Raw genomic sequence first — 23644 nt, 5'->3', positions numbered from 1 at the left:
GGACCGGTCAGTCCTGGCCCGTGCCGTCGTCGACCAGAAACGGCGCTGCAATTTCCGGGGTCAGACGGCTGATCCGGCCGGTGGCGATGTCGACCAGCGCCCAAGTGGTCTTTGCCTCCACCTTCACCCGGCCATCGGGGCCTGTGAAGCGGACGAAGCGGTCGAACCGGGCGCCGCCATGGTCGCCGACCCAGGTGTCGGCACGTACCGTCTGACCGACGGTCACATTGCCGCGATAGTCGATTTCGTGCCGGATGACGACCCAGACATAGGTTTCCTGATGCTCAGGCCGGGCGACGGCGTGCCAGTGCGCGGCGGCTACATCCTGGATCCAGCGCACCCAGACGGCATTGTTGACATGACCCAGCTGGTCGATGTCGTCCGGCATGGCGGTGATCGAGATGGAATGGCGGCTGCTCATGCCGTCATGCGCTAGCGCGTTTCCGGGAATGCGCCAACCATCGGATAAACCCGATGGTAGGCCGCCTTATTCCTGTTCGGCCAGCGCCAGATGCACCTCGCCATGGCCGCGCGCGACCAGGCCGATTTCATTGGCGGCGGCGTGCGACAGGTCGATCACGCGCCCACGGGCAAAGGGGCCGCGATCGTTGATGCGCACGATGACCGATTTGCCGGTGTCGGGATTGGTCACCCGGACGCGGGTGCCGAAGGGAAGGGTGCGGTGCGCCGCGGTCAGGCTGCCGGGATCGCAGCGTTCGCCGCTGGCGGTACGACGACCGGCCATTTCGGCGGCGAAAAAGCTGGCCATGCCGGTCTGAAACACCACTGGCGCGGTGATGACATCAGCCTCACCGCCATGGGATGCACAGGCTGGTGCTGCCACCGCCAGCAATGCCGCAAGATATCGAAGCCCCCTTCGCATGGAAGTGCCATGCGGAGACTCCGCTCACCTGACCAGCAGGTTGCGGCGAACAGTGGGACTCCGGCGACGGATTACCACGATTCCATGGAACCGGCCGCCCACCGCCGGCTGCCACGCGGGCGACCAGCAGGGACGACTCGGGATCGATCAGACGTCGAGATTGGCGACGTTCAGGGCGTTTTCCTGAATGAACTCGCGGCGCGGCTCGACCACATCGCCCATCAGCTTGGTGAACACCTCGTCCGCCACGTCCGCCTGTTCGATCGTGACGCGCAGCATCGAACGGTGGGTAGGATCGAGCGTGGTTTCCCACAGCTGTTCGGCGTTCATTTCGCCCAGCCCCTTGTATCGCTGGATCGACAGCCCCTTGCGCCCGGCGGCAAGCACCGCGTCGAGCAGCTGGCTTGGCCGTGCGATCAGCGTTTCGCCCTTGGCAGCCGTGGCCGGGGTGACGGCTTCCTCGGCGCCCTCTTCCGCCGGGGCGTCGTCGGTCGCCTGTGCCGCACTGCGGGCGGAGGTCAGCCGCGACAGCCCGGCATAGGCTTCGGCCTGTTCGTTCGCCAGGCCGTGCAGCTTGCGCGCCTCCGCCGAGCCAAGGAACGCGGCCTCGACAATGTGGTGATCGGTAACGCCGCGCCACGCGCGCTGGAAATGATAGCCGCCCTCGCCGGTGAGCGAGACGCTCCACCGCGCCTCGTCATCGGTGCGCTGCAGCCGGTCGGCCACCGCGGACAGCCGCGATTCGCGATCTTCGCGGCTGGCATTGGGGTCGAGCGCCCCGCCCAGGGCCAGTGCCTCGATCAGCGAGGGATCGTAGCGACGCGGCACATAGCGCATCAGGACCCGCATCCGCCGGGCATGATCGACCAGCAGCGCCAGATCGGCCCCGGTCCGTGCGCCGCCCGGCCCCTCCAGCACCGCCTGTCCGACGCCATGTTCGATCAGATACTGGTCGAGTGCGGCATCGTCCTTCAGATACACTTCGGACCGGCTGCGCGCTGCCTTGTACAGCGGCGGCTGGGCGATGAAGAGGTGCCCCTTTTCAATGATTTCGGGCATCTGGCGATAGAAGAAGGTGAGCAGCAGCGTGCGGATGTGCGCGCCGTCGACATCGGCGTCGGTCATGATCACGATCTTGTGATAGCGCAGCTTTTCGATGTTGAAATCGTCGCGGCCGATGCCGGTGCCCATCGCCTGGATGAGCGTGCCAATCTCGCGGCTGGACAGCATCCGGTCGAACCGGGCGCGTTCCACGTTCAGGATCTTGCCGCGCAGGGGCAGGATCGCCTGGAAATGCCGGTCGCGGCCCTGCTTGGCCGATCCGCCGGCCGAATCGCCCTCGACCAGGAACAGTTCGGACTTGGCGGGATCGCGTTCCTGACAATCGGCCAGCTTGCCGGGCAGGGACGCGATGTCCATCACGCCCTTGCGCCGGGTCAGCTCGCGGGCGCGCTTGGCCGCCTCGCGCGCGGCGGCGGCGTCGATCACCTTCTGGATCACCTGCCGTGCGGACTGGGGATTTTCCTCAAGCCATTCGGCCAGCTTGTCGGCCATCAGGCTTTCCAGCGGCTGGCGCACTTCGGAGGAGACCAGCTTGTCCTTGGTCTGCGACGAGAATTTGGGATCGGGCAGCTTGACCGACACGATGGCGGTCAGCCCTTCGCGCATGTCGTCGCCGGTCAGCGTCACCTTTTCCTTTTTCAGCATCCCCGACTTGTCGGCATAGCTGTTGATGGTGCGCGTCAGCGCGGCGCGGAACGCCGCCAGGTGCGTGCCGCCATCCCGTTGCGGGATGTTGTTGGTGAAACACAGCACGTTTTCATAATAGCTGTCGTTCCATTCCAGCGCGACGTCGATGCCGACATCGTCACGGTTGCCGACAATCGCGATCGGTTCGGGGATCAGCGCCTGCTTGTTGCGGTCGAGCCATTTGACGAACGCGGCAATGCCGCCTTCGTAGAACAATTCCACTTCCTTCGGCTCTTCGTGCCGATGGTCGCGCAGCTTCAGCCGGACGCCGGAATTGAGGAAGGCAAGCTCGCGATAACGGTGTTCCAGCTTGTCGAAATCATATTCGGTGATCTTGAACGTCGCCGGGCTGGCCAGGAAGGTGACGCGCGTCCCCTTCTTGCCGTCGGACGGGCCGACCACCTTGAGCGGCGCCTCTGCATCGCCGTGGCGAAAGCGCATGTAATGTTCCTGGCCATCGCGCCAGATGTTGAGGTCGAGCCATTCCGACAGCGCGTTGACCACCGAAACGCCCACGCCGTGCAGGCCGCCGGACACCTTGTAGGCGTTGCCTTCCGACGTGTTCTCGAACTTTCCGCCGGCGTGGAGCTGGGTCATGATGACTTCGGCAGCCGACACGCCTTCTTCGGCATGGATGCCGGTGGGGATGCCGCGGCCATTATCCTCGACGCTGACCGATCCGTCGGCGTTGAGCGTGATCAGGATGAGGTCGCAATGCCCGGCCAGCGCCTCGTCGATTGCATTGTCCGACACCTCGAACACCATGTGATGCAGGCCGGAGCCGTCATCAGTGTCGCCGATATACATGCCAGGGCGTTTGCGGACGGCGTCCAGTCCCTTCAGGACCTTGATTGAATCGGCGCCATAGTCACTGGAATTGGGTGCGTTTTCGGGTGTCGTTGCCATGCCGAGCATATAGGCATGGCAGGCCCCAAGGGGAAGCAAAAACCGGGGGATGCAGCGGCGGGCCGGTGCAGGCCCGCTGCGGATCAGGCCGCGCGCTTCAGCTCCATCCGGCCCCAGATTTCGACCAGCGCCTCGGTCAGATCGCGCATCATCCCTTCGTCATGCGACGGGCCGGGCGTGAAGCGCAGCCGTTCGGTGCCGCGGGGCACGGTGGGATAATTGATCGGCTGAACGTAGACGCCGTATTCGGCGAGCAGGATGTCGCTGATCCGCTTTGCCTTGACAGGATCGCCGACCATCAGCGGCACGATATGCGTGGTCGATGCCATCACCGGCAGACCGGCATCGGCGAACATCGTCTTGAGCATCGCCGCTGCGGCCTGTTGCCCGTCGCGCTCGACACTCGACGCCTTCAGATGGCGAACGCTGGCCAGTGCACCGGCGACCAGCACCGGGGACAGCGAGGTGGTGAAGATGAACCCGGGCGCATAGCTGCGGATCACGTCGATGATGTTGCGATCGGCCGCAATATAGCCGCCCATCACGCCGAACGCCTTGCCCAGCGTCCCTTCGATGATGGTCAGCCGCGATGCCGCATCGTCCCGTTCGGAAATCCCCCCGCCGCGGGCGCCGTACATGCCGACGGCGTGCACTTCGTCCAGATAGGTGAGGGCGTTGTACTTGTCGGCCAGGTCGCAAATGGCGTGGATGGGGGCAATGTCGCCGTCCATCGAATAGACGCTTTCGAACGCGATCAGCTTTGGCGCCGACGGGTCGTCTGCAGCCAGCAGTTCTTCCAGATGCGCCAGGTCATTGTGGCGGAACACGCGCTTTTCACAGCCCGAATTGCGGATGCCCGCGATCATCGATGCGTGGTTCAGCTCGTCCGAATAGATGATGCAGCCGGGCAGGATCCGGGCCAGGGTGGAAAGCGTCGCTTCGTTCGACACATAGCCGGAGGTAAACAGTAGCGCCGATTCCTTGTCGTGCAGATCGGCCAGTTCGGCCTCCAGATCGACATGGTAATGCGTGTTGCCGCCAATGTTGCGCGTGCCGCCCGATCCCGCGCCGACATCGTGCAACGCGGCTTCCATCGCGGCGATGACGTCCGGATGCTGGCCCATCGTCAGATAATCGTTGGAACACCAGACGGTGATCGGTTTCGGCCCGTTATGTCCGGCAAAACAGCGGGCATTGGGAAACATCCCCTTGTTCCGCAGGATGTCGATAAAGACGCGATAGCGCCCTTCGGCATGAAGCCGATCAATTGCGGCCGAAAAGGCGCGGCCGTAATCGACCATGGGCGCATGCTGGGCGTCGATGCTCATCACGGGGCCATTAGCGGCAATCGAACAGCATTTCCAGCATCTTGGGGCGGGCATCCGCTGCCATCAACCGTGCCGCGTCCACCAAGAAACTGAAACAATTCAGCTTTTTACAACGCTTTGTCGCAATTCGCCCCGGTCCGGCGATCAATGTGATAGGGTTTATTCATTACGACCAATCGAGTCGTATCTCCTGTGGCCATGCCTTTATTGCGGGCCGAAAGGACAATCCGATGATCGCTGATGATCGGGCCTATTATCAACGGCGCGCCGCGCAGTGCCGCCAGCTTGCCGAACAGTCCAACGACACGTCCGTCCGCATGGCGCATCGGGCGATGGAGCGACGCTATCGATCGCTGATCGGCGGGGTGACCCCTGAACTGACGAACGGCTGACCGGCGCAGATCCGCCGGCCGGGACGTCAGAGCGGCCCGATTTCCGTAATGCCGAACCGATTGAGCGCCGGAGACAATCGGCGGGAATGATCGTCCATGCGGGTAAAGACTGCCTGCCCTGGTGGCGGGGTATCCGGCCATGTCTGACCTTCGGTCAGATGCGCGATGCGCCGGGCGATCCCGGGTCCGCCATCGACGAAGCGGACGGGATGCGCCGTGGCGGCGGCCAGTTGCGCCTCGACCAGCGGGAAATGCGTGCAGGCGTTGACGATCACGTCGATGCGGTCGCCATCGGGCTGTGTGAACAGGCCGTCGAGGACAGCGCGATATTCCGCCGGTTCGGTCGGCTCGCCGGCCAGATGGCGTTCGGCAAGATCAACGAGTGCCGCCGATCCGTGCCGGATGACGGTACAGTCGGGGGCAAAGCGCGCCGCAAGATCGTCGACATAGGGCTGGCGCACCGTTGCTTCTGTGCCCAGCACGCCGATGACGCGCGTCCGGCTGAGTTCGGCGGCGGGCTTGATCGCGGGGACCGTCCCGACGATCGGCAGATCAAGCGCCGATCGCACCGCCGACAGCGCAATGGTGGATGCGGTGTTGCACGCAATCACGATCAGTCGGGGATCGAACCGTTCCGCCAGCCTGCCCAGAAGGGCGGGCACCCGCGCCGCAATTTCCGCCTCGCTACGGGTGCCATAGGGATAGCCCGCCGAATCGGCGACATAGACCAGCGGCATCTGTGGCAGCACCGCGCGCGCCGGGCCAAGCACGGACAGCCCGCCGATCCCGGAATCAAAGAACAGGACGGGGCGTCGGTCGGCGGGCATCGCATCCATCCTGTGCGGCGGTTGCATGGCAAGAATCAACCCACTAACCGATTGGAGACAGCCGACTGATGGCCCGAACACCGGTGCCCCCACGGCGGAGACGAGGGCAATGGAAACGCAAATCCTGTGGCAGGCACCGGCGCTGGCGCTGCTGACCGGTTATCTGCTGGGGTCGATCCCGTTCGGTGTGCTGCTGACGCGCGCTGCGGGGGCGGGCGATCTGCGCAGCATCGGATCGGGCAATATCGGTGCCACCAACGTCCTGCGCACAGGGCGCAAGGGGCTGGCGGCGGCCACGCTGCTGCTGGACATGGCAAAGGGACTGGTCGCGGTGGCGATTGCCGGGGCGCTGTTCCCCGGCGAGCAGATCCTTGCCGGGGCCGCGGCGTTCATCGGCCATTGCTATCCCGTCTGGCTGCGGTTTCGCGGGGGCAAGGGGGTTGCGACGCTGATGGGCGTGGTGCTGGCATTCAACTGGCCGATCGGGCTGGTCTATGCGCTGGTCTGGCTGGGCCTGCTGGCGGTGCTGCGCATCTCGTCCGTTGCTGGGATGAGCGCGGCGGTGAGCGCGCCGGTGGCCGCAGTTGCGCTGGGTCGGGCCGATCTGTTGCCCGTGCTGCTGGCGCTGGCGCTGATCGTGCTGTGGAAGCATCGGGAGAATATCGCGCGGCTGATGCGGGGGCAGGAACCGCGCATCGGCGGATCGAAGCGCGCTGCCGGATGAGCGATCCCGTCCTTGACCGACTGCGGCTGATCCGCACGCCGGGCATCGGCCCGGTCAGCTATGTTCAGTTGATCGCCCGGTTCGGAACCCCGGCGGCGGCATTGGCCGCGCTGCCCGATCTGGCAATGCGGGGCGGGGGGAGGCCGCCGATGATCGCCGATCTGCGCAGCGTCGAGCGCGAGCGTGCGGCGGTGGAGCGGCTGGGCGGGCAATACTGGTTCCGGGACCAGGGGGACTATCCGGCGCTGCTGGGCGAACTGGACAGTGCGCCTGCGGTCATGGTGACGCGCGGAGACCGGGGGCTGGTGTCGCGGCCGGTGGTGGCGATGGTGGGCGCGCGCAACGCCTCTGCCGCGGCATGCCGCTTTGCCCGCCAGCTCGCCCATGGGCTTGGCGAGGCCGGGGTGACGGTCGTGTCGGGCCTGGCGCGGGGCATTGATACCGCCGCGCATCACGGATCGATCGGCACCGGCACCATCGGTGTGATCGCCAGCGGCATCGACATCGCCTTTCCGCCGGAAAATCGCGAGCTTCAGGAGCAGGTGGCGAGCCAGGGGCTGCTGATTGCGGAACAGCCGCCGGGCACGGAGCCGCTGGCCCGGTTCTTTCCGGCGCGCAACCGGATCATCGCCGGGCTGGCGCTTGGCACCGTGGTCGTGGAGGCTGCGCCGCGTTCGGGATCGCTGATCACCGCACGGCTGGCGGGCGAGGCCGGGCGAGAGGTGATGGCCGTGCCGGGCAGCCCGATCGATCCGCGGGCGCAGGGCTGCAACCTCTTGATCCGCGAAGGCGCGACGCTGGTCCAGAATGCCGCCGATGTGCTGGAGATGATCCGGCCGATCGACGCGCGCAGCGTCCGTGCGCCGGCCAGCCGATTCGATGCAGGGCCGGACGCTGACCCGGGCGAGGCGGAGCGCCGGGCGGTCACTGACCTGCTGGGTCCGGTTCCGGTCGCCGTGGACGAACTGATCCGTCAGTCCGGCGTCAGCCCGGCCATGGTGGCGATGGTGCTGCTGGAACTGGAACTGGCCGGTCGGCTGGAACGGCATGCAGGCGGACGGGTCAGCGCCAATGGATGAGCGGGCGAGTACCGTGCGGTTCGATGCGCTGGTCAGCGCGGCGATCGATCCGTTGCCCGCGATACCGCTGACCTATGCCATGATCCTGGCCCTGCACTGGGCGGCCGGGATGTCGGTCGACGCGATGTTGACGGCCAATCCATCGGTGGCCGTCGGGGTCAATCTGGTCATTTCAGTCGTCACGATTGCCCTGGTCCAGTGGCAGTTTCGGGCGGCGTTGACCGCTGCCGGATCGTCAATCGCACCGGGCAATGGCCGGATTGTCGCACTGTATCTGCTCAACCTGGTGGCAACGCTGGGCATCGCGCTTGGAGTGCTGCTGCTGGTCCTGCCGGGCATCTATGTCGCCAGCCGCTGGGCAGTTGCGGGCGCGATCCTGATTGCGGAGGGCAGGACAATCGGGGATGCGTTGGGTGAAAGCTGGCGCAGGACGCGGGCGTCGGTTGTGCCGATTTCGGCGCTGCTGATCCTGGCCGTCGTGCCGCTGGGCGTGGCGCTGGCGGCCGAAATCTGGTTTCTGGACGTCGCGCTGGACGCGGTGCCGTTCTGGCTTTCCATCCTGACCAACGGGATGCTGGCGATCAGCATGATGGCGACGACCCAGGTGGGGGTCGCCGCCTATCGGTTGCTGGAACCGGAAGATCCGGCAACGGAGGCGGATATCTTTGCCTGACCGTTGCCGGGCCGTGGGTCAGGCGAGGGTGATGTTCACCGGGATGTTGCCCCGCGTCGCGTGCGAATAGGGGCAGACCGTGTGCGCGGTATCCAGCAGCGCCTTTGCCTCGGCCGCATCCAGGCCGGGGATGGTCGCGACCAGATCGACGGTCAGGCCAAAGCCGACATCTTCGCGCGGGCCGATGCCGACGGTTGCTGCGATGCTGGTTTCGGCGGGCAGCTTTGTGCCGGCCTGTGACGCGGAAAACTTCAGCGCGCTGAGGAAGCAGGCGGCATAGCCCGCCGCAAACAGCTGTTCCGGATTGTTTCCTTTGCCATTGCCGCCAAGTTCGACCGGCATGGCCAGCGCGACGTCAAGCGCGCCGTCGGTCGTGACCGCGCGCCCGTCGCGGCCGCCGGTTGCGGTTGCCGTGGTGCGATACAGAATCTTGGTCGCCATCATCAATCTCCATCGTTTGCGGTTAAATCGTGTACGATATATGTGTGTCCCGCTCCTAACCGTCAAGGCTTGCGATTAAATCATCTGCGATTAAATCTGTTGCATGACCGAGACGCCGCCCGCCAACCCGCTCGACCAGCTGTTCTGCTTTTCCGTCCATTCGACGGCGATGGCCGTGACGCGCGCGTACAAGCCGCTGCTGGAATCCCTGGGGGTGACGTATCCCCAATATCTGGCGCTGCTGCTGCTGGGCGCGCAAGACGGACAGAGCGTGGGGGAGCTGGGCGATCAGCTGTTCCTTGAATCCAACACGCTGACGCCGATGATCAAGCGGATGGAAGCGAACGGCCTGGTCGCGCGGCGGCGGGACGATCGGGACGAGCGCGTGGTGCGCGTGACGCTGACCGATGCCGGCCGCATCCTGCTGGCCGAGGCGCAGCGGATCGCGTCGGCCATGCTGGCGGCGTGCGGCGGGGATTTGTCCACGCTGCTTCGGTCGCGGGACGATCTGCTGGCGGTCAGGCGCCGGCTGATGGTGGGCCAGCCGGGCTGAACCGGTGGATCGTCAGGCCGCTTGGTCCCGCAGCGGCAGGTTCGCGGTACTGAGCGCCATCGGGTAGAGCAGTTCGTTTTCCTGGGCGATGCGGGCATCCAGCCGGGCGAGAATGGCCAGCGTCGCAGCATCGAACCCGGGCCGGTTCTGACTGATCGCCGACGGCGTCCAGAATGCGACATGGGCGACCCAGTCCGACGCCAGCGTCTTGAACCGTTCGACCGCCACCCTTGCGGCATGGGCCGCCCCGGCGTCGCGGCTGATCATCAGCTGGGGATAGATTTCCGAATCCTCGGCATGAAGATGCGCGATCAGGGTATCGGACAGGGTCGTCATCGCGCCATGAGCGGCAGCCGTATCCGCGCCGATCGAAAGGGCATGGCGAAGCTGTCCGCCAAGCTGCGAAATCAAGCGATGTTCGCGAATCAGCCGTTCAAATGACAGCATCGTCGATCTCCAATCTCCGGAAAATGCACCGCAAGGGTTAACATCGCTCCAGAAATTGCCTGCGGAAAACACGATGGCGACGCTTGACGGGGCGGGGATGCGATCCCCACCCTCGCGCGTACACACGTAAGAGGCCGTCAAACCATCATGCAGCTGGTCATTGTCGAATCGCCCGCAAAGGCAAAGACGATCGAGAAATATCTGGGCAAGGAGTACCGCGTGCTGGCCAGTTACGGCCATGTCCGCGACCTTCCTGCCCGCGATGGCTCCGTCGACCCGGATCAGGGCTTTGCGATGGAATGGGAAGCCTATGGCGACAAGGCCAAGCAGCTGAAGGCGATTACCGACGCTGCAAAGGGGGCCGACCGGCTGATCCTGGCGACCGACCCGGACCGGGAGGGCGAGGCGATCAGCTGGCACGTGCAGGAGGTGCTGGCCAAGAAAAAGGCGCTGCCCAAGGCGGTGGAGCGCGTGACGTTCAACGCGATCACCAAACCCGCCGTGCTGCATGCCATGGCGCATCCGCGCGAGCTGGATACCGACCTGATCGATGCCTATCGCGCGCGCCGGGCGCTGGATTACCTGGTCGGCTTTACCCTGTCGCCGGTGCTGTGGCGCAAGCTGCCCGGCGCCAAGTCGGCGGGCCGCGTCCAGTCGGTTGCCCTCCGCCTGATCGTCGAGCGGGAGCGGGAAATCGAGGGGTTCGTGCCCCAGGAATATTGGTCGGTCATTGCCGATCTGGAACAGGATGCGACCCGGTTCCAGGCGCGGCTGACCCGGTTCGACGGGCAGAAGATCGACCGGCTGACCATTAGGGACGGCGCGACAGCCGAGCGGGCCAAGGCGGCGGTCGAGGCGGGCCGGTTCAGCGTTGCGAGCGTCGAGACCAAGCCCGCGACGCGCAATCCGCCGCCGCCCTTCACCACATCGACCCTGCAACAGGAGGCTGCGCGCAAGCTGGGCTTTTCCGCCAGCCACACGATGCGCGTGGCGCAGGGCCTGTATGAGGATGGCGCGATCACGTACATGCGCACCGACGGCGTGCAGATGGACGGCAGCGCCATCGATGCCGCGCGCAAGGCGATCGTCGAGCGGTACGATGCGGGCTATGTCCCCGACAAGCCGCGCCAGTATCAGACCAAGGCCAAGAACGCCCAGGAAGCGCACGAGGCGATCCGCCCAACCGATTTTGCCCGCGACCGGCTGGGGTCGGGCGATCATGCGCGCCTGTATGACCTCATTTGGAAGCGCGCGATGGCCAGCCAGATGGCGTCGGCACGGATGGAGCGCACCACGGTCGAGCTGGAAGAAGGCACCGGCCGCCATGCGCTGCGCGCCACCGGACAGGTGGTGCTCTTTCCCGGCTATCTGGCGCTGTATGAAGAGGGCAAGGACGACGTCGTTGTCAGCGGCTCCGGCAAAAATGCCGACGCCGCTGACGACGAGGAATCCCGTCGCCTGCCCGTGCTGCGCCAGGGGGATACCCCGGCAAAGCTGGGCGTGAATGCCGAACAGCATTTCACTCAGCCGCCGCCGCGCTTTTCCGAAGCATCGCTGGTCAAGCGGCTGGAGGAACTGGGGATCGGCCGCCCGTCCACCTATGCCTCGATCATTCAGGTGCTGAAGGACCGGGCCTATGTCCGCGTGGAGAAGAACCGGTTCTTTGCCGAAGAAAGCGGCCGGTTGCTGACGGCGTTCCTCGAACGGTTCTTCGAGAAATATGTCAGCTATGATTTCACGGCGGGGCTGGAGGAGGAGCTGGACGACGTGTCCGGCGGGCGCGCCGAATGGCAGGCAGTGCTCGATGCCTTCTGGCGCGATTTCAAGCCGCGCACCACACAGGTCATGGAGTTCAAGCCGTCCGAGGTCACGGCGGAACTGGACCAGTTCCTCGAACCCTATCTGTTTCCCGACAAGGGCGATGGCACCGATCCGCGCCTGTGCCCGAATTGCGGCGTCGGGCGGCTGGCCCTGCGTGGCGGCCGGTTCGGGGCGTTCGTTGCCTGCTCCAATTATCCCGACTGCAAATATACCCGCCGTTTCGCCCAGCCGGGCGGGGCAGAGGCGGGCACCGATACCGGGCCGGAAACCATCGGGACCGATCCGGAAACCGGCCTGGCGATCGAACGAAAGGCGGGCCGGTTCGGCCCCTATATCCAGCTGGGCGAAGGGGCGGATGCCAAGCGGGCGTCGATCCCCAAAGACCTGCCGGGCGAGCTTGATCTCGACTGGGCGGTAAAGCTGTTGTCCCTGCCCCGCGTCATCGGCAACCATCCGGAGACGGGCGAGCCCATCGAGGCAGCGATCGGGCGTTATGGCCCGTATCTGAAGCACGCCGGCAAATATGCGCGGCTGGCCAATACCGCTGAAGTGTTCGAAACGGGCATGAACGCGGCCGTCGTCAAGCTGGCCGAGGCAGCGGCGGGTGGCCGTCCCGCACGCGGTGCGGCGCGCGAGCCGTTGAAGATACTGGGCAAGCACCCGCGCACGGACGCGGAAATCAAGCTGATGGAGGGCCGCTATGGCCCCTATCTGACCGATGGCGAGACCAATGCGACGCTGCCCAAGTCGGTCGACAAGGACCAGCTCACCCTGGAGGAGGCCGCTCAGCTGATCGATGCCAAGGCAGCGGCGGCACCGGTCAAGAAAAAGCCCGCGAAAAAAGCGGCGGCCAAAAAGGCGCCTGCGAAAAAGGCCCCGGCCAAGAAAGCGGCGGCGAAAAAGACGACGGCGTGATCATCCCCCTGCCCGTCTCCGCCAGTATGCGGGACGGGCAGGGGGCGGAGGGCAGGTTACTTCGCCTCGCTGATCATCTGGGCCGCGGCCTCGCTCGACCAGTCCATCGGGCCGACATAGCGCCAGACTTCGCGTCCTTCGGAATCATACAGGATGGTGGTCGGCAGGCTGGCGTTCAGGCCGACGGAAAAGCGCAGGTCCGGATCGAGATAGGGAACCAGGTTCGGCAGCTTTGCCTTTTCCAGGTACGGCAGCACCTTTTTCGCCCCGTCCATGTCCTGACTGATGGCCAGTACGGCCAGTTTGCCCGTCTCCCGCTTGGCCAGTGCGTCCAGCGTCGGCATTTCCGCGACACAGGGCGCGCACCACGTGGCCCACAGGTTGACCAGCACCGGCTTGCCCTTGAACGTTGCCAGCGTCAGCGATTTGCCATCGGCATCGGTAAAGGCATAATCCGGAGCAGGCGTACCCACCTGGGTACGGTCCTGCGTCCCCTTTGCCTCTGCCACCGCGTTGCTGATCGCCGGGGTGCTGTTGTCTGCGCCTTGCCCAGCGTCGCCGGATTGCCTATCGCAACCGCCGATTGCCGCCGCCACAATCAGAACAGGCAGGACGCCCAACCGAATGACCAACGCTCATACTCCTGTTTCCGGTGGCGCCAACACCATGTGGGGCGGGCGGTTTGCCGAGGGACCCTCGGCCGTGATGCGGGAGATAAATGCCTCCATCCCGTTCGACAAGCGGCTGTGGCAACAGGATGTCGCCGGATCAAAAGCCCATGTCGAAATGCTGGGCGCGACGGGTATCCTGTCGGCAGACGATGCCGCGACGATCGCCGCCGGCCTGGATGCCGTTGCCGCCGACTATGCCGCCAATGGCGTGGCAGAGGACCTGGCGCTGGAAGACATTCATATGCAGACCGAGGCGCGGCTGGCCGAGAAGATCGGGCCGGTCGCTGGCCGCCTGCACACCGCGCGCAGCCGCAATGATCAGGTGGCGACCGATTTCCGCCTGTGGGTGCGCGATGCCATCGATGCGGTGGATGCCGGGCTGAAGGCGCTGCAACTGGCACTGCTGGCGCGGGCAGAGGATCATGCCGACAGCGTGATGCCCGGCTTTACCCATCTGCAGAGCGCGCAGCCGGTGACGCTGGGCCATCACCTGATGGCGTATGTCGAGATGGTGGCGCGCGACCGCAGCCGGTTTGCCGATGCGCGGGTGCGGATGAACCGCTGTCCGCTGGGCAGCGCGGCGCTGGCCGGAACCGGATTTCCCATCGATCGACACCGGACTGCCGCCGCGCTTGGCTTTGACGGGCCGACCGACAATTCGCTGGATGCGGTTTCCGACCGGGATTTCGCGCTGGATTACCTGATGAGCGCGGCGCAGGCGTCGCTGCACCTGTCGCGGCTGGCGGAAGAGTTCATCATCTGGGCCAGCCAGCCCTTCGGCTTTGTCCGCCTGTCCGACCAATGGTCGACCGGCAGCTCGATCATGCCGCAAAAGCGCAACCCCGATGCGGCCGAGCTGGTGCGCGGCCATTCCGGCCGGATCATCGGATGCCTGACCAGCCTGATGATCACCATGAAGGGCCTGCCGCTCGCCTATTCAAAGGACATGCAGGACGACAAGCCGCCGGTGTTCGAGGCGCATGACCTGCTCGCGCTATCGATCGCGGCGATGACCGGCATGGTGGAAAGCGCGACGTTCCGCACCGACCGGATGCGCGCACTGGCCGAAAGCGGTTTTGCCACCGCGACCGACCTTGCCGACTGGCTGGTGCGCGAGGCGGGCGTGCCGTTCCGTGAGGCGCATCACATCACCGGCCGCGCCGTCGCGGCAGCGGAGGCGGCTGGTTGCCGGCTGGACCAGCTGCCGCTGGACGCGCTGACCGACGTGGACCCGCGCATCGACGCGCGCGTTTACGATGTGCTGAGCGTTGACGCATCGGTGGCCAGCCGGACCAGCCATGGCGGCACCGCTCCGGTGCGCGTGCGTGAGGCGATCGCGGCTGCGCGGGCAAGGGTCGAGGAGAAATAACGATGCGCCGTGTTGCCCTGATCCTGACCGGTGCGCTGGCGCTTTCGCTGGCCGCCTGCGGTGCCAAGCGGGACCTGCGCCCCGCCGATGGGCGGTCGCTGCCCGTTGCGCCCTATGGCGCGGTGGAAACGCCGGGGCCGGCGGATCTGACCACGCCGCCGATCGATGCCCGGCCCAAACGCGGGGATCAGACGCTGACCCAGTCAGAGGATCGCCCCGCCGATCCATTTGACCTGCCCCCCACCCGCTGAACCGAGAACCATGGACCATTTCACCTATCGCGACGGCGAGCTGTTTGCCGAAGATATCCCCCTGTCCCGTATCGCGGCAGAGGTCGGTACGCCCTGTTACGTCTATTCGCAGGCGACGTTCGAACGCCATGCACAGGTGTTCCGCGACGGGCTGAACGCCGTGGAAGCGCCGGTCCACATCGCCTTTGCGATCAAGTCCAATCCCAATCTGGGCGTGCTGCGCGTCCTGGCCAATCAGGGGTTCGGCGCTGACGTGGTGTCGGCGGGCGAAATGCACCGCGCCATCGCGGCGGGCATCGCCCCGTCGGAAATCGTGTTTTCCGGCGTCGGCAAATCCGAGCGTGAGCTGATCGCCGCACTGGATGCCGGCATCGGCCAGTTCAACCTTGAGCTGGAAGAAGAGGGCGTCGTCCTGTCCCGCCTGGCCGCAGAGCGTGGCATCCGCGCGCCCTGCGTCATCCGCGTCAATCCCGATGTCGATGCCCGCACCCATGCCAAGATTTCGACCGGCAAGGCGGAGAACAAGTTTGGCCTGCCGATCAGCGATGCCCGCGCGATTTTCGACCGGCTGGCCCCGCTGCCTGGCCTAACCCTGCGCGGGGTGGCGTGCCATATCGGCAGCCAGCTGGGCACGCTGGAGCCGCTGCGCGCCGCCTATGTCAAGATTGGCGAGCTGGTTCAGGAACTGCGCGCCGCAGGGCACGTCGTCACCCATGTCGATCTGGGCGGCGGGCTGGGCGTGCCCTATCGCCCGGCGGACAGCTTTCCCAGCCCCGCCGACTATGGCGCGATGGTCGCAGAGGTGACCCGCGGCTGGAACGTCACGCTGATGTTCGAACCGGGGCGCGTGATCGCTGGCAATGCCGGCGTGCTGCTGACCGAAGTGCTGTGGGTGAAGCCGGGGGTCGCCAACCCCTATGTCATCATCGATGCGGCGATGAATGACCTGATGCGGCCGGCGCTGTACGATGCCTATCACGATTTCGTGGCCGTGCGCCCGGATGGCGAGCGGATGACGGCGAACATCGCCGGGCCGGTCTGCGAAAGCGGCGACACCTTTGCCATGGGCCGGGACATCGACCGGGTGGCGCGCGGCGATCTGGCCGTGCTGCGTACTGCCGGTGCCTATGGCGCGACCATGGCCAGCACCTATAACAGCCGCGACCTGGTGCCCGAGGTTCTGGTCAATGGCGACCGGTATGCCGTGGTCGCCGATCGCATCCCCGCCGGCACGGTGATGGCCGCCGAACGCGTTCCGGAGTGGCTGAAGGCATGACGCTGAACGGCCTGCCAATGCTGATGAAGCTGGCAGGTCGCCCGGTCATTCTGGCTGGCGATGGCGAGGCGGCGGACGCCAAGCGCCGCCTGCTGGAACGGGCCGGGGCGATTGTTGCGCCCATCGACCACCCCTGTGCGCGCCTGGCCATCGTGGCGATGGAGGATGAGGCAGCGGCGATGGCGGCCATTTCGACGCTACGGGCGCGCGGCGTGCTGATCAACGCAGTCGACCGGCCGGACCAGTGCGATTTCACGCTGCCAGCGATTGTCGACCGCTCGCCCGTGCTGATCGCGATTTCGACGGGCGGCGCTTCGGCGGGTCTTGCCGCGGCCCTGCGTCAGCGGCTGGAGGCGATGATCCCCGCCGATCTGGGCCGGCTGGCCGAGGCGCTGAATGCAGCGCGCGCGGTGCTGAAGGCGCGGCTGCCCGATGGCGGCGAGCGGCGCCGCGCGCTGGCCGCGGCACTGGCGGCGGGCGGGACGATCGATCCGCTGGCAACGGGCAGCGCCGATCGCGCACCGGACTGGGCTGCGGGCGGCGCGGCGCGACCGGCGGCTGAGCTGGTGCGGCTGTCCCTTGCATCGCCCGATCCCGATGCGCTGACGCTGCGCCAGGCACGGCTGCTGGCCAGTGCCGACCGCGTGACGCATCGCCCGGACGTGCCGGCCGCCATCCTTGACCGGGCGCGGGCCGATGCGGTGCGGGTGGCGACTGACGCGCCGCCCGTCGACCGTCCCGACGGGTTATGGATTGATGTGGAAATGCGGGCATGACTCACGCGATGGTCGTCGATGCGGACGGTGCTGTGCACGCGATGGACCGCGATGCCGCGCTGGCGGCAGCGGGGCCGCTGATCTGGGTGCATCTGGACCGCGATCATGCCGATACCCTGGCCTGGCTGAAGGGCAGGGCGCACCTGCCCGACGCCGCGATCGATGCCCTGACCGCGACCGAAACCCGACCGCGCTGCGAGGCCGTGGGGGACGGCGCGCTGGTCAACCTGCGCGGGCTGTCGCCGGATACGGCATCGATGTCCGATCCCTTTGCCTCGGTGCGGATCTATGCTCGCGGGTGCCGCGTGATTTCCGTCGCCCGGCTGCCGATGAACTCGATCGACGCGGTATGCGCCGAGGTTCAGGCGGGCGAGATCAAGGATGCGGGCGACCTGATCGCCGCCTTTGCCGATGCGATCACCGCGGAGCTGGATCCCGTGGTTGTCGATCTGGGCGACGAGCTGGACGATTGCGAGGAGGGGATCGACCAGCACCGGCTGTTCGCGTTGCGCCGCGCGGTGGGCCGGGCGCGCGCCCGTGCCATTGGCTATCGCCGGTTCCTGGCGCCGCAGCGCGATGCGCTTGAGCGGCTGGCGGCGTTGCCTGCGGACTGGCTTGCCGAGGATGACCGGCTGCATCTGGCAGCGGCGGCCGACCGTGCAGCGCGGATGGCGGAGGAGCTTGAGGCGATCCGTGAACGTGCCGCGCTGCTGCATGAAACGCTGACCGACCTTCGCGCCGAACAGATCGACCAGCGGGCTCTGGTCATTTCGATTGTCGCCATGGTGTTTCTGCCGCTCACCTTTCTGACCGGCCTGCTTGGCATGAATGTCGAAGGGATACCCTATGCCCGCGAACCCTGGGCATTCTGGGGCGTCGTCGGCATCTGCGTCATCCTTGCGGTGGCGATCGCGGTCTATTTTGCCCGGCGTCACTGGTTCCGCGACTGAACGGGCCGACAGAGGGGTCGAATCAGCCCCGAATCAAAAGGGGGCCGGCATCGCTGCCAGCCCCCCATGTCGCCTGATCCTACCGTCCCACCCTTCCGGGCGGACCTGTCGGATGCCGGGCGGCATCGCCTGTCCCGCCTGACCCCCAAGGGGGTCCGCATCTGACCGGCGTTTCGGTCATCGCTGTTCCGGCGCGGGATCGGACGAGCCCGTGTCGGTTTTACCGATGGCCAGCGGACCTTCCGGCTTTCGCCTTTCCGTCCGCTTCTGGCTGAGAGTGGAGCCGCCAGTGCCCTCGTCCGTCCCTGCGTTGCCGCATCGTCGGTCGAGCGAACCACCTGCTCTTCATCAACCCGCCCCATGCACCCTCTCGGCTGCCTGAGGCTGAACCTTCCTTTCGGTTCCATAGGCGCCAGCCTGGCTTGCACCCGACTATTGCCCTTGTGGAACCGTCTGTCCGGTTCGACTTGCCACCACAATGCGGTTTGCTTGCGCCACCAGCACTCGGTATCAAGCCGTCAAATCGTTGATTTCGCTTCGATTTCTCGCCGCTTCATCGCCGCTCTGACCTGGTGATGGTCTCACTCAAGGCGAGTCGCACCAAGGGTGATTCGTGCCCGTATCGCTGTGAGTTCTGTGGATAACGGGGATAACTATCCCGCCGGTTGCCATCCGGGCGGGGCCAGGTCGAAACCGGCAAAGTCGAACCCCGGTACGACGATGCAGCTGACCAGCGCGCCGTGCGGTCCTGCCTCTGCCGATTGCCACCAACCGGCGGGCACGATGTATTGCGGCTGGTAGCCAAGCGCGGGATCGTTGCCAAGGACGATGCGCTGCACCGGACCGTTTTCGTCCGGCGCTATGGCCAGCCGCAGCGGCGATCCGCCGTGCCACAGCCATAGCTCATCGGCGTCAACGCGGTGCCAATGCGATGATCCGCCGCCATCCAGGGCATAGAGAATCGCGGTTGCAGCGGCCCGTTCGTTCGGTTCGCCGCTCTTTCGCCACGTCTCACGGTACCATCCGCCCTCTGGATGCGGCTGTAACGAATGCTGACGAACCCATTCATCGACCATAAAAGCGCACCCCGCCATTGTCCTTTTCAACGGTTCGGAAAGAAAAACGGCTGAATTCCGCCATTTCTTTCATTCCGTTCATGCAACCCTCGTCCGGATCGGGCGTTTGTTGCCCGTAACGAGATTTAGAAGGGAGTAGACCCATGCGTAACCTTATTCTTGCCGCTGTCGCCGCTGCCGTCGCCCTGCCGACCGCTGCTGTGATCCCGACCCCCGATGCCCATGCAGAGGCACGCGATGGTCGGTACAAGTATCGCGAATGGCGCGGTCGTGATGGTCGCCGCTATTGCCGCAAGCCCGACGGCACGACCGGTCTGGTCGTCGGCGGTGTGGCAGGCGCGCTGGTCGGTCGCACGATCGACACCCGCGGCGACCGCACGGTCGGTACGCTGCTCGGCGCCGCCGCAGGTGCGGTTGCTGGCCGCGAGATCGAACGTTCCGGTTCACGTTGCCGCTAATGGGCCGATAACGGCCTGATGCACGGGCGGGGAGCCAAATGGCTTCCTGCCCGTTTTGCATCCACCACCAAGGAGACATCGACATGAACAAGGTGCTGGCCGCGGCAATCGCGGTATCGGCGGCGTCGCTTGGCGCCTGCAATCAATATGGCGACGGCTATGGCTATGGTCCCGGATATGCCGGTGACCGGGGCGACTGGGATGCGGCCCGCTATTATCGGGACGATCCGCGCTATTCCGAACGGCGGCTGGGCCGCAACGACGCGATTTATCGCGGACGGGACGGGCGCTATTATTGCCGCCGTGACGATGGCACCAGCGGCCTGATCATCGGCGGCGTCGCTGGCGGCGTGCTGGGCAACATCATCGCGCCGGGCGGGTCGAAAACGATCGGCACGATCCTGGGCGGGGCGGCGGGTGCCGTGCTGGGCCAGCAGGTCGACCGGGGCGACGTGCGCTGCCGCTGACCGGTCCGGTCAGCCAAGCCCGTCCCAGACCAGCTTGATGCCGACCACGATCATCAGGATGTAGATCAGCTTTTCAAATGGCTCGTGCGGCACCCGTCGCACGAGCCATACGCCTGCCAGTGTCGATGTGACCGCGATCGGAATCAGGATTGCGGCGGTTGGCAGCGCCGACCCGTCGAACTGCCCCAGTGCCCAATAGCCGGGCAGTTTCAGCAGGTTGACCAGCGCAAAGAAGATTGCCGTCGTGCCGACCAAAATGTCGCGCGGCAGCTTCATCGGCATCACCCACAGCTGAAAGGGCGGTGCCCCGGCATGGGCGACATGGCTGGTAAAACCTGACGCGATGCCCAGCATCGTACCGACCCAGCCCGGCGTTCGGCGCGCAGGGACTGTGCCGCGCCGGTTCAGCCACAGCCGCCAGCCGCCGAACAGGATCGATATGCCGCCGACCATTGCCAGCACGGCGTCCGCCGACACGCGGGCCGAAAACGCCCAGCCCGCGCCGATGCCGATGATCGCACCGGGCAGCGCCCAGCCGATGACGCGCCAATCCACCGTCCGTCGAAAGGCCCAGACGCCGACCGCGTCCTGAACGATCAGGATGGGCAGCAGGATTGCGGCCGCCAGCACCGGGTCGATCGCCGTTGCCATCATCGGCAGGCTGAGCGAACCGGCACCAGCAAAGCCGCCCTTGCTAAGGCCAAGCAGCACCACCGCCGGAATGGCGATCGCCCAGAACCACGGATCCTGAATCAAAGCCCGCGACCGTTCGCGATCCGGGCCAGCTGTGCCGTTATCTTGAGAAGGACGACGATGATCGCAGCGGCAAACCCCGCCAGCGCCAGCACGGCCCAGGTCAGCGCCTCTGCCCAGCGGCGCATCTCGTCATCCGCCATTCCGGAAGCGGCGCCATCGCTCACCGCTCGTCCTGCCGGATCGGGATTGCTCGCATCGCGCGGCTCGCCGGGGGTGGGGGAAACCCGCGTCGGATCGATCGGCCGTTCCGGCGTGACCGGGCGCACGGGGCGCTCACTGGTCACCGTCCCGTCAGGAATGCCAGGCGTCGCCGACTGGCGGATATCGGCGCTGATCGACAGGATCGACAGCAGCATCGAATAGGTAGCTAGTCCCGACAGGATCAGAAACAGCGTGCGGCCGATCCAGTCGGCGGCGCCCCTCACGCGCTCATTTCGTCCAGCTTGGCCCGGCGCTTGGCAGTGGCCTGCCGCACCCCGGCATTGCCGCCCGCGCGCAACTGCGCTTTCAGCACCTCTGGCTCAGGCGCGATCAGAAAGCCGAAGCTGACCGTGCCCTGCTTGGTTTCCACCGCATGATGCAGGCGATGGGCAGAGATGATCTTCTTCATGTAGCGCGACTTGGGAATATACCGGATCGGAATGCGCCGATGGACGATGAAGTCGTGAAAGCCGAGATAGATCATGCCATAGGCAGCAATGCCGGCACCGATCCACACCGTGATGCTGTCCCAGCCCCAATACAGGCCACCGACCATCAGCAGGATGGATGGCGTCGCAAAGATCACGAAATACAGGTCGTTCAGTTCCCAGTTGCCCTCACGCGGTTCGTGATGGCTTTTGTGCAGGAACCAGCCCGGCCCATGCATCACCCAGCGGTGCATGACATAGGCAAAGCCCTCCATCGCGGCGACCGTGGCCAGAAAGGCGAGAAATCCGATTGCGACGTTCATGCAGCCGGATATAGCCGCACGCCATGCGTTTTGCGAGCCTTGCCGCACTAGGTCTTTGGGCCATGCTGCTGACCGGTTGCGCCGTGCCGGAGGCGCGGTTGCGGGCCGGACTGATTGATGCCGGCCTGTCCCGGCCGCTGTCGGCGTGCATGGCGGAGCGGATGGTGGACCGGCTGAACCTGGCGCAGCTGCGCCGCATGGGCGACCTGCCGCGTGCACGCGATGCCGTGACGTTGGACCGGTTCCTGCGCCGCGTGCGTGCACTGGGCGATCCGGAAATCTGGACGGTGACCAGTACATCCGCCGCCATTTGCGCCGTTTCGGGATAATCTTTGCAACTGCATCGCAACTGCAAACGCCGGGGGTGGATTCGCGGCCACGCCTGTGCTTTAGCGAGCGCCGACCGATCCGACCCCTTGAACGCAGAAAGGGCCAGCGCATGAACATTCACGAATATCAGGCCAAGGAATTGCTCGCCAAGTTCGGCGTGCCCGTCCCCGCCGGCTTTGCCGCACTGACCGTCGAAGAAGCAGTCGCGGCGTCCAAGAATCTGCCCGGGCCGCTCTATGTGGTGAAGGCGCAGATCCATGCCGGTGGCCGCGGCAAGGGCAAGTTCAAGGAACTGCCGGCCGAGGCAAAGGGCGGTGTCCGCCTGGCCAAGACCGAGGAAGAGGTGCGCCACGCCGCCACCGAAATGCTGGGCAACACGCTGGTGACGATCCAGACCGGCGATGCCGGCAAGCAGGTCAACCGCCTGTACGTGACCGACGGCGTCGACATTGCTAAGGAATTCTACCTTGCGCTGCTGGTCGACCGCGCGACCGGCCGGGTGGCGTTCGTCGTGTCGACCGAAGGCGGCATGGACATCGAAACCGTCGCCCATGACACGCCGGAAAAAATCCACACCTTTGCCGTCGATCCGGCGACCGGGTTCCAGCCGCATCACGGGCGCGCCGTTGCCAAGGCGCTGGGCCTTTCCGGCGACCTGGCCAAGCAGGCGCAGAGCCTGGCGTCGAAGGTATATGACGCATTCCTGGGCACCGATGCCAGCCAGATCGAAATCAACCCGCTAGCCGTCACCGACGACAACAAGCTCTTGGTGCTGGACGCCAAGGTCGGGTTCGATTCCAACGCGATGTTCCGCCACCCGGATCTGATTGAACTGCGCGACGAAACCGAAGAAGATCCGATGGAGCTGGAGGCGTCGAAGTACGACCTCGCCTATATCAAGCTCGACGGCGATATCGGCTGCATGGTCAATGGCGCTGGCCTGGCCATGGCGACGATGGACATCATCAAGCTGAACGGCATGTTCCCCGCCAACTTCCTGGACGTCGGCGGCGGCGCATCGAAGGAAAAGGTGACCGCCGCGTTCAAGATCATCCTGTCCGATCCGGCGGTGAAGGGCATCCTGGTCAACATCTTTGGCGGCATCATGCGCTGCGACATCATTGCCGAGGGCATTGTGGCGGCCGCCAAGGAAGTGAACCTGTCGGTCCCGCTGGTCGTGCGGCTTGAGGGCACGAACGTGCAGCAGGGCAAGGACATCCTGGCCAATTCCGGCCTGGCGATCGTCCCCGCCAACGATCTGGGCGATGCCGCCAAGAAGATCGTGGCAGAGGTCAAGAACGCCGCCTGATCCAGCCATTGCAGATCGGCATTCGGGGGCCGGGACAGCGATGTCCCGGCCCCTTCGTGCATTGTGCGCCGGATGAGTCGCGGATATGGTCGGCGCAATCGTTCGCAAGGGCCAAGGATTCCGTACCGGACTTGCGAAGAACACGGTCAAGCGCCATTTCGAGGGCAGAGAATGCCAATGAAAACAGGTGCGCAGGAAAGGACGCCGGATGAAGTTGCTGGTACCGGTCAAGCGAGTGCTTGATTACAATGTGAAGCCGCGTGTT

General features: G+C 65.6%; 27 protein-coding genes. 15 read left to right on the top strand and 12 right to left on the bottom strand.

Features of this window, described 5'->3' with window-relative positions:
* Positions 1 to 7 precede the first annotated feature (7 nt).
* From ACNI3Q_RS04270 to hemA, 4 genes are all read right to left on the bottom strand, one after another.
* A complete protein-coding gene (locus ACNI3Q_RS04270) occupies positions 8 to 421 on the bottom strand; it encodes an acyl-CoA thioesterase (protein WP_426274259.1) in 414 nt (137 codons plus the stop codon).
* 66 nt (positions 422 to 487) lie between these two features.
* Positions 488 to 883 carry a septal ring lytic transglycosylase RlpA family protein gene (locus tag ACNI3Q_RS04265; protein WP_426274257.1) on the bottom strand — a complete coding sequence of 132 codons (396 nt, stop codon included), beginning with the start codon at positions 881 to 883 and terminating at the stop codon, positions 488 to 490.
* Positions 884 to 1030: 147 nt separating this feature from the next.
* The gene (gene gyrB / locus ACNI3Q_RS04260; protein ID WP_426275604.1) at positions 1031 to 3547 is read right to left on the bottom strand and encodes a DNA topoisomerase (ATP-hydrolyzing) subunit B; all 2517 of its coding nucleotides are present in this window, start codon (positions 3545 to 3547) and stop codon (positions 1031 to 1033) included.
* A gap of 74 nt (positions 3548 to 3621) precedes the next feature.
* Positions 3622 to 4866, bottom strand: a complete 1245-nt coding sequence (hemA, locus tag ACNI3Q_RS04255; protein ID WP_426274255.1) for a 5-aminolevulinate synthase — start codon at positions 4864 to 4866, stop codon at positions 3622 to 3624.
* A 230-nt stretch (positions 4867 to 5096) separates the two neighbouring features.
* On the opposite strand from hemA, the gene ACNI3Q_RS04250 reads away from it, so the two are divergent.
* The gene (locus ACNI3Q_RS04250; protein WP_426274253.1) at positions 5097 to 5258 is read left to right on the top strand and encodes a hypothetical protein; all 162 of its coding nucleotides are present in this window, start codon (positions 5097 to 5099) and stop codon (positions 5256 to 5258) included.
* Positions 5259 to 5284: 26 nt separating this feature from the next.
* Here ACNI3Q_RS04250 and murI read toward each other — a convergent pair whose 3' ends face one another.
* A complete protein-coding gene (gene murI / locus ACNI3Q_RS04245; RefSeq protein WP_426274251.1) occupies positions 5285 to 6085 on the bottom strand; it encodes a glutamate racemase in 801 nt (266 codons plus the stop codon).
* A 109-nt stretch (positions 6086 to 6194) separates the two neighbouring features.
* On the opposite strand from murI, the gene plsY reads away from it, so the two are divergent.
* Genes plsY through ACNI3Q_RS04230 form a run of 3 tightly spaced genes read left to right on the top strand, consistent with a single transcriptional unit; the run spans position 6195 to position 8561 of the window.
* Positions 6195 to 6809: a glycerol-3-phosphate 1-O-acyltransferase PlsY gene (gene plsY, locus ACNI3Q_RS04240; protein ID WP_426274249.1), complete on the top strand. Its 615-nt coding sequence runs from the start codon at positions 6195 to 6197 to the stop codon at positions 6807 to 6809.
* On the top strand, positions 6806 to 7888 hold the full coding sequence (gene dprA, locus ACNI3Q_RS04235) for a DNA-processing protein DprA (protein WP_426274247.1): 1083 nt from the start codon (positions 6806 to 6808) through the stop codon (positions 7886 to 7888). The genes plsY and dprA overlap by 4 nt, the downstream gene beginning before the upstream one ends.
* Positions 7881 to 8561, top strand: coding sequence for a hypothetical protein (locus ACNI3Q_RS04230; RefSeq protein WP_426274245.1), 681 nt, complete (start codon positions 7881 to 7883; stop codon positions 8559 to 8561). Before dprA ends, ACNI3Q_RS04230 begins: the two co-directional genes overlap by 8 nt.
* Positions 8562 to 8579: 18 nt before the next feature.
* Here ACNI3Q_RS04230 and ACNI3Q_RS04225 read toward each other — a convergent pair whose 3' ends face one another.
* Positions 8580 to 9002: an organic hydroperoxide resistance protein gene (locus ACNI3Q_RS04225; protein WP_426274243.1), complete on the bottom strand. Its 423-nt coding sequence runs from the start codon at positions 9000 to 9002 to the stop codon at positions 8580 to 8582.
* Positions 9003 to 9105: 103 nt separating this feature from the next.
* Between ACNI3Q_RS04225 and ACNI3Q_RS04220 the strand changes: the two genes are divergently transcribed.
* The gene (locus ACNI3Q_RS04220; protein WP_426274241.1) at positions 9106 to 9555 is read left to right on the top strand and encodes a MarR family winged helix-turn-helix transcriptional regulator; all 450 of its coding nucleotides are present in this window, start codon (positions 9106 to 9108) and stop codon (positions 9553 to 9555) included.
* Between the two features lie 12 nt (positions 9556 to 9567).
* Here ACNI3Q_RS04220 and ACNI3Q_RS04215 read toward each other — a convergent pair whose 3' ends face one another.
* Positions 9568 to 10002 carry a hemerythrin domain-containing protein gene (locus tag ACNI3Q_RS04215; protein WP_426274239.1) on the bottom strand — a complete coding sequence of 145 codons (435 nt, stop codon included), beginning with the start codon at positions 10000 to 10002 and terminating at the stop codon, positions 9568 to 9570.
* 147 nt (positions 10003 to 10149) lie between these two features.
* On the opposite strand from ACNI3Q_RS04215, the gene topA reads away from it, so the two are divergent.
* Positions 10150 to 12738, top strand: a complete 2589-nt coding sequence (gene topA / locus ACNI3Q_RS04210) for a type I DNA topoisomerase (protein ID WP_426274237.1) — start codon at positions 10150 to 10152, stop codon at positions 12736 to 12738.
* Between the two features lie 56 nt (positions 12739 to 12794).
* On the opposite strand, the gene ACNI3Q_RS04205 is transcribed toward topA, so the two are convergent.
* The gene (locus tag ACNI3Q_RS04205; RefSeq protein ID WP_426274235.1) at positions 12795 to 13370 is read right to left on the bottom strand and encodes a TlpA family protein disulfide reductase; all 576 of its coding nucleotides are present in this window, start codon (positions 13368 to 13370) and stop codon (positions 12795 to 12797) included.
* A 34-nt stretch (positions 13371 to 13404) separates the two neighbouring features.
* Between ACNI3Q_RS04205 and argH the strand changes: the two genes are divergently transcribed.
* Genes argH through ACNI3Q_RS04180 form a run of 5 tightly spaced genes read left to right on the top strand, consistent with a single transcriptional unit; the run spans position 13405 to position 18031 of the window.
* A complete protein-coding gene (gene argH / locus ACNI3Q_RS04200) occupies positions 13405 to 14778 on the top strand; it encodes an argininosuccinate lyase (RefSeq protein WP_426275601.1) in 1374 nt (457 codons plus the stop codon).
* Positions 14779 to 14780: 2 nt separating this feature from the next.
* Complete coding sequence (locus tag ACNI3Q_RS04195; RefSeq protein WP_426274233.1) at positions 14781 to 15029, top strand: hypothetical protein; 249 nt, start codon at positions 14781 to 14783, stop codon at positions 15027 to 15029.
* Positions 15030 to 15039: 10 nt separating this feature from the next.
* Positions 15040 to 16305, top strand: coding sequence for a diaminopimelate decarboxylase (lysA, locus tag ACNI3Q_RS04190; RefSeq protein WP_426274231.1), 1266 nt, complete (start codon positions 15040 to 15042; stop codon positions 16303 to 16305).
* Positions 16302 to 17081 carry a precorrin-2 dehydrogenase/sirohydrochlorin ferrochelatase family protein gene (locus ACNI3Q_RS04185; protein ID WP_426275599.1) on the top strand — a complete coding sequence of 260 codons (780 nt, stop codon included), beginning with the start codon at positions 16302 to 16304 and terminating at the stop codon, positions 17079 to 17081. Before lysA ends, ACNI3Q_RS04185 begins: the two co-directional genes overlap by 4 nt.
* Positions 17078 to 18031, top strand: coding sequence for a zinc transporter ZntB (locus tag ACNI3Q_RS04180; protein ID WP_426274229.1), 954 nt, complete (start codon positions 17078 to 17080; stop codon positions 18029 to 18031). Before ACNI3Q_RS04185 ends, ACNI3Q_RS04180 begins: the two co-directional genes overlap by 4 nt.
* A gap of 653 nt (positions 18032 to 18684) precedes the next feature.
* Here the strand turns inward: ACNI3Q_RS04180 and ACNI3Q_RS04175 are convergent.
* Complete coding sequence (locus ACNI3Q_RS04175) at positions 18685 to 19107, bottom strand: cupin domain-containing protein (protein WP_426274227.1); 423 nt, start codon at positions 19105 to 19107, stop codon at positions 18685 to 18687.
* Positions 19108 to 19250: 143 nt separating this feature from the next.
* On the opposite strand from ACNI3Q_RS04175, the gene ACNI3Q_RS04170 reads away from it, so the two are divergent.
* Together ACNI3Q_RS04170 and ACNI3Q_RS04165 are read left to right on the top strand one after the other, a co-directional pair.
* The gene (locus ACNI3Q_RS04170; protein ID WP_260020445.1) at positions 19251 to 19565 is read left to right on the top strand and encodes a glycine zipper 2TM domain-containing protein; all 315 of its coding nucleotides are present in this window, start codon (positions 19251 to 19253) and stop codon (positions 19563 to 19565) included.
* An 83-nt stretch (positions 19566 to 19648) separates the two neighbouring features.
* Positions 19649 to 20032, top strand: coding sequence for a glycine zipper 2TM domain-containing protein (locus ACNI3Q_RS04165; RefSeq protein WP_260020444.1), 384 nt, complete (start codon positions 19649 to 19651; stop codon positions 20030 to 20032).
* Between the two features lie 9 nt (positions 20033 to 20041).
* Here ACNI3Q_RS04165 and ACNI3Q_RS04160 read toward each other — a convergent pair whose 3' ends face one another.
* The 3 genes from ACNI3Q_RS04160 to ACNI3Q_RS04150 are packed head-to-tail and all read right to left on the bottom strand — an operon-like array spanning position 20042 to position 21740.
* Complete coding sequence (locus tag ACNI3Q_RS04160) at positions 20042 to 20788, bottom strand: sulfite exporter TauE/SafE family protein (RefSeq protein WP_426274225.1); 747 nt, start codon at positions 20786 to 20788, stop codon at positions 20042 to 20044.
* Positions 20785 to 21213 carry a hypothetical protein gene (locus tag ACNI3Q_RS04155; protein WP_426274223.1) on the bottom strand — a complete coding sequence of 143 codons (429 nt, stop codon included), beginning with the start codon at positions 21211 to 21213 and terminating at the stop codon, positions 20785 to 20787. Before ACNI3Q_RS04155 ends, ACNI3Q_RS04160 begins: the two co-directional genes overlap by 4 nt.
* Positions 21210 to 21740, bottom strand: a complete 531-nt coding sequence (locus ACNI3Q_RS04150; protein WP_260020441.1) for a sterol desaturase family protein — start codon at positions 21738 to 21740, stop codon at positions 21210 to 21212. The genes ACNI3Q_RS04155 and ACNI3Q_RS04150 overlap by 4 nt, the downstream gene beginning before the upstream one ends.
* 23 nt (positions 21741 to 21763) lie before the next feature.
* Between ACNI3Q_RS04150 and ACNI3Q_RS04145 the strand changes: the two genes are divergently transcribed.
* The gene (locus ACNI3Q_RS04145) at positions 21764 to 22069 is read left to right on the top strand and encodes a hypothetical protein (protein ID WP_426274220.1); all 306 of its coding nucleotides are present in this window, start codon (positions 21764 to 21766) and stop codon (positions 22067 to 22069) included.
* A 110-nt stretch (positions 22070 to 22179) separates the two neighbouring features.
* Entirely contained in the window at positions 22180 to 23379 is a 1200-nt protein-coding gene (gene sucC, locus ACNI3Q_RS04140) for an ADP-forming succinate--CoA ligase subunit beta (RefSeq protein WP_426274218.1), read from the top strand.
* The last annotated feature ends 265 nt before the right edge of the window (positions 23380 to 23644 follow it).

Source organism: Sphingomonas eleionomae, assembly GCF_049889035.1.
GTDB lineage: Bacteria > Pseudomonadota > Alphaproteobacteria > Sphingomonadales > Sphingomonadaceae > Sphingomonas.
Note: the sequence above shows the minus strand (reverse complement) of the source record. Positions and strands in the feature narration are given on the sequence as shown.

Coding starts and splice junctions, on each gene's coding strand:
- ACNI3Q_RS04270 (WP_426274259.1), bottom strand. CDS start 421: ATGAGCAGCCGCCATTCCATCTCGATCACCGCCATGCCGGACGACATC.
- ACNI3Q_RS04265 (WP_426274257.1), bottom strand. CDS start 883: ATGCGAAGGGGGCTTCGATATCTTGCGGCATTGCTGGCGGTGGCAGCA.
- gyrB (WP_426275604.1), bottom strand. CDS start 3,547: ATGCTCGGCATGGCAACGACACCCGAAAACGCACCCAATTCCAGTGAC.
- hemA (WP_426274255.1), bottom strand. CDS start 4,866: ATGAGCATCGACGCCCAGCATGCGCCCATGGTCGATTACGGCCGCGCC.
- ACNI3Q_RS04250 (WP_426274253.1), top strand. CDS start 5,097: ATGATCGCTGATGATCGGGCCTATTATCAACGGCGCGCCGCGCAGTGC.
- murI (WP_426274251.1), bottom strand. CDS start 6,085: ATGCCCGCCGACCGACGCCCCGTCCTGTTCTTTGATTCCGGGATCGGC.
- plsY (WP_426274249.1), top strand. CDS start 6,195: ATGGAAACGCAAATCCTGTGGCAGGCACCGGCGCTGGCGCTGCTGACC.
- dprA (WP_426274247.1), top strand. CDS start 6,806: ATGAGCGATCCCGTCCTTGACCGACTGCGGCTGATCCGCACGCCGGGC.
- ACNI3Q_RS04230 (WP_426274245.1), top strand. CDS start 7,881: ATGGATGAGCGGGCGAGTACCGTGCGGTTCGATGCGCTGGTCAGCGCG.
- ACNI3Q_RS04225 (WP_426274243.1), bottom strand. CDS start 9,002: ATGGCGACCAAGATTCTGTATCGCACCACGGCAACCGCAACCGGCGGC.
- ACNI3Q_RS04220 (WP_426274241.1), top strand. CDS start 9,106: ATGACCGAGACGCCGCCCGCCAACCCGCTCGACCAGCTGTTCTGCTTT.
- ACNI3Q_RS04215 (WP_426274239.1), bottom strand. CDS start 10,002: ATGCTGTCATTTGAACGGCTGATTCGCGAACATCGCTTGATTTCGCAG.
- topA (WP_426274237.1), top strand. CDS start 10,150: ATGCAGCTGGTCATTGTCGAATCGCCCGCAAAGGCAAAGACGATCGAG.
- argH (WP_426275601.1), top strand. CDS start 13,405: ATGTGGGGCGGGCGGTTTGCCGAGGGACCCTCGGCCGTGATGCGGGAG.
- ACNI3Q_RS04195 (WP_426274233.1), top strand. CDS start 14,781: ATGCGCCGTGTTGCCCTGATCCTGACCGGTGCGCTGGCGCTTTCGCTG.
- lysA (WP_426274231.1), top strand. CDS start 15,040: ATGGACCATTTCACCTATCGCGACGGCGAGCTGTTTGCCGAAGATATC.
- ACNI3Q_RS04185 (WP_426275599.1), top strand. CDS start 16,302: ATGACGCTGAACGGCCTGCCAATGCTGATGAAGCTGGCAGGTCGCCCG.
- ACNI3Q_RS04180 (WP_426274229.1), top strand. CDS start 17,078: ATGACTCACGCGATGGTCGTCGATGCGGACGGTGCTGTGCACGCGATG.
- ACNI3Q_RS04175 (WP_426274227.1), bottom strand. CDS start 19,107: ATGGTCGATGAATGGGTTCGTCAGCATTCGTTACAGCCGCATCCAGAG.
- ACNI3Q_RS04170 (WP_260020445.1), top strand. CDS start 19,251: ATGCGTAACCTTATTCTTGCCGCTGTCGCCGCTGCCGTCGCCCTGCCG.
- ACNI3Q_RS04165 (WP_260020444.1), top strand. CDS start 19,649: ATGAACAAGGTGCTGGCCGCGGCAATCGCGGTATCGGCGGCGTCGCTT.
- ACNI3Q_RS04150 (WP_260020441.1), bottom strand. CDS start 21,740: ATGAACGTCGCAATCGGATTTCTCGCCTTTCTGGCCACGGTCGCCGCG.
- ACNI3Q_RS04145 (WP_426274220.1), top strand. CDS start 21,764: ATGCGTTTTGCGAGCCTTGCCGCACTAGGTCTTTGGGCCATGCTGCTG.
- sucC (WP_426274218.1), top strand. CDS start 22,180: ATGAACATTCACGAATATCAGGCCAAGGAATTGCTCGCCAAGTTCGGC.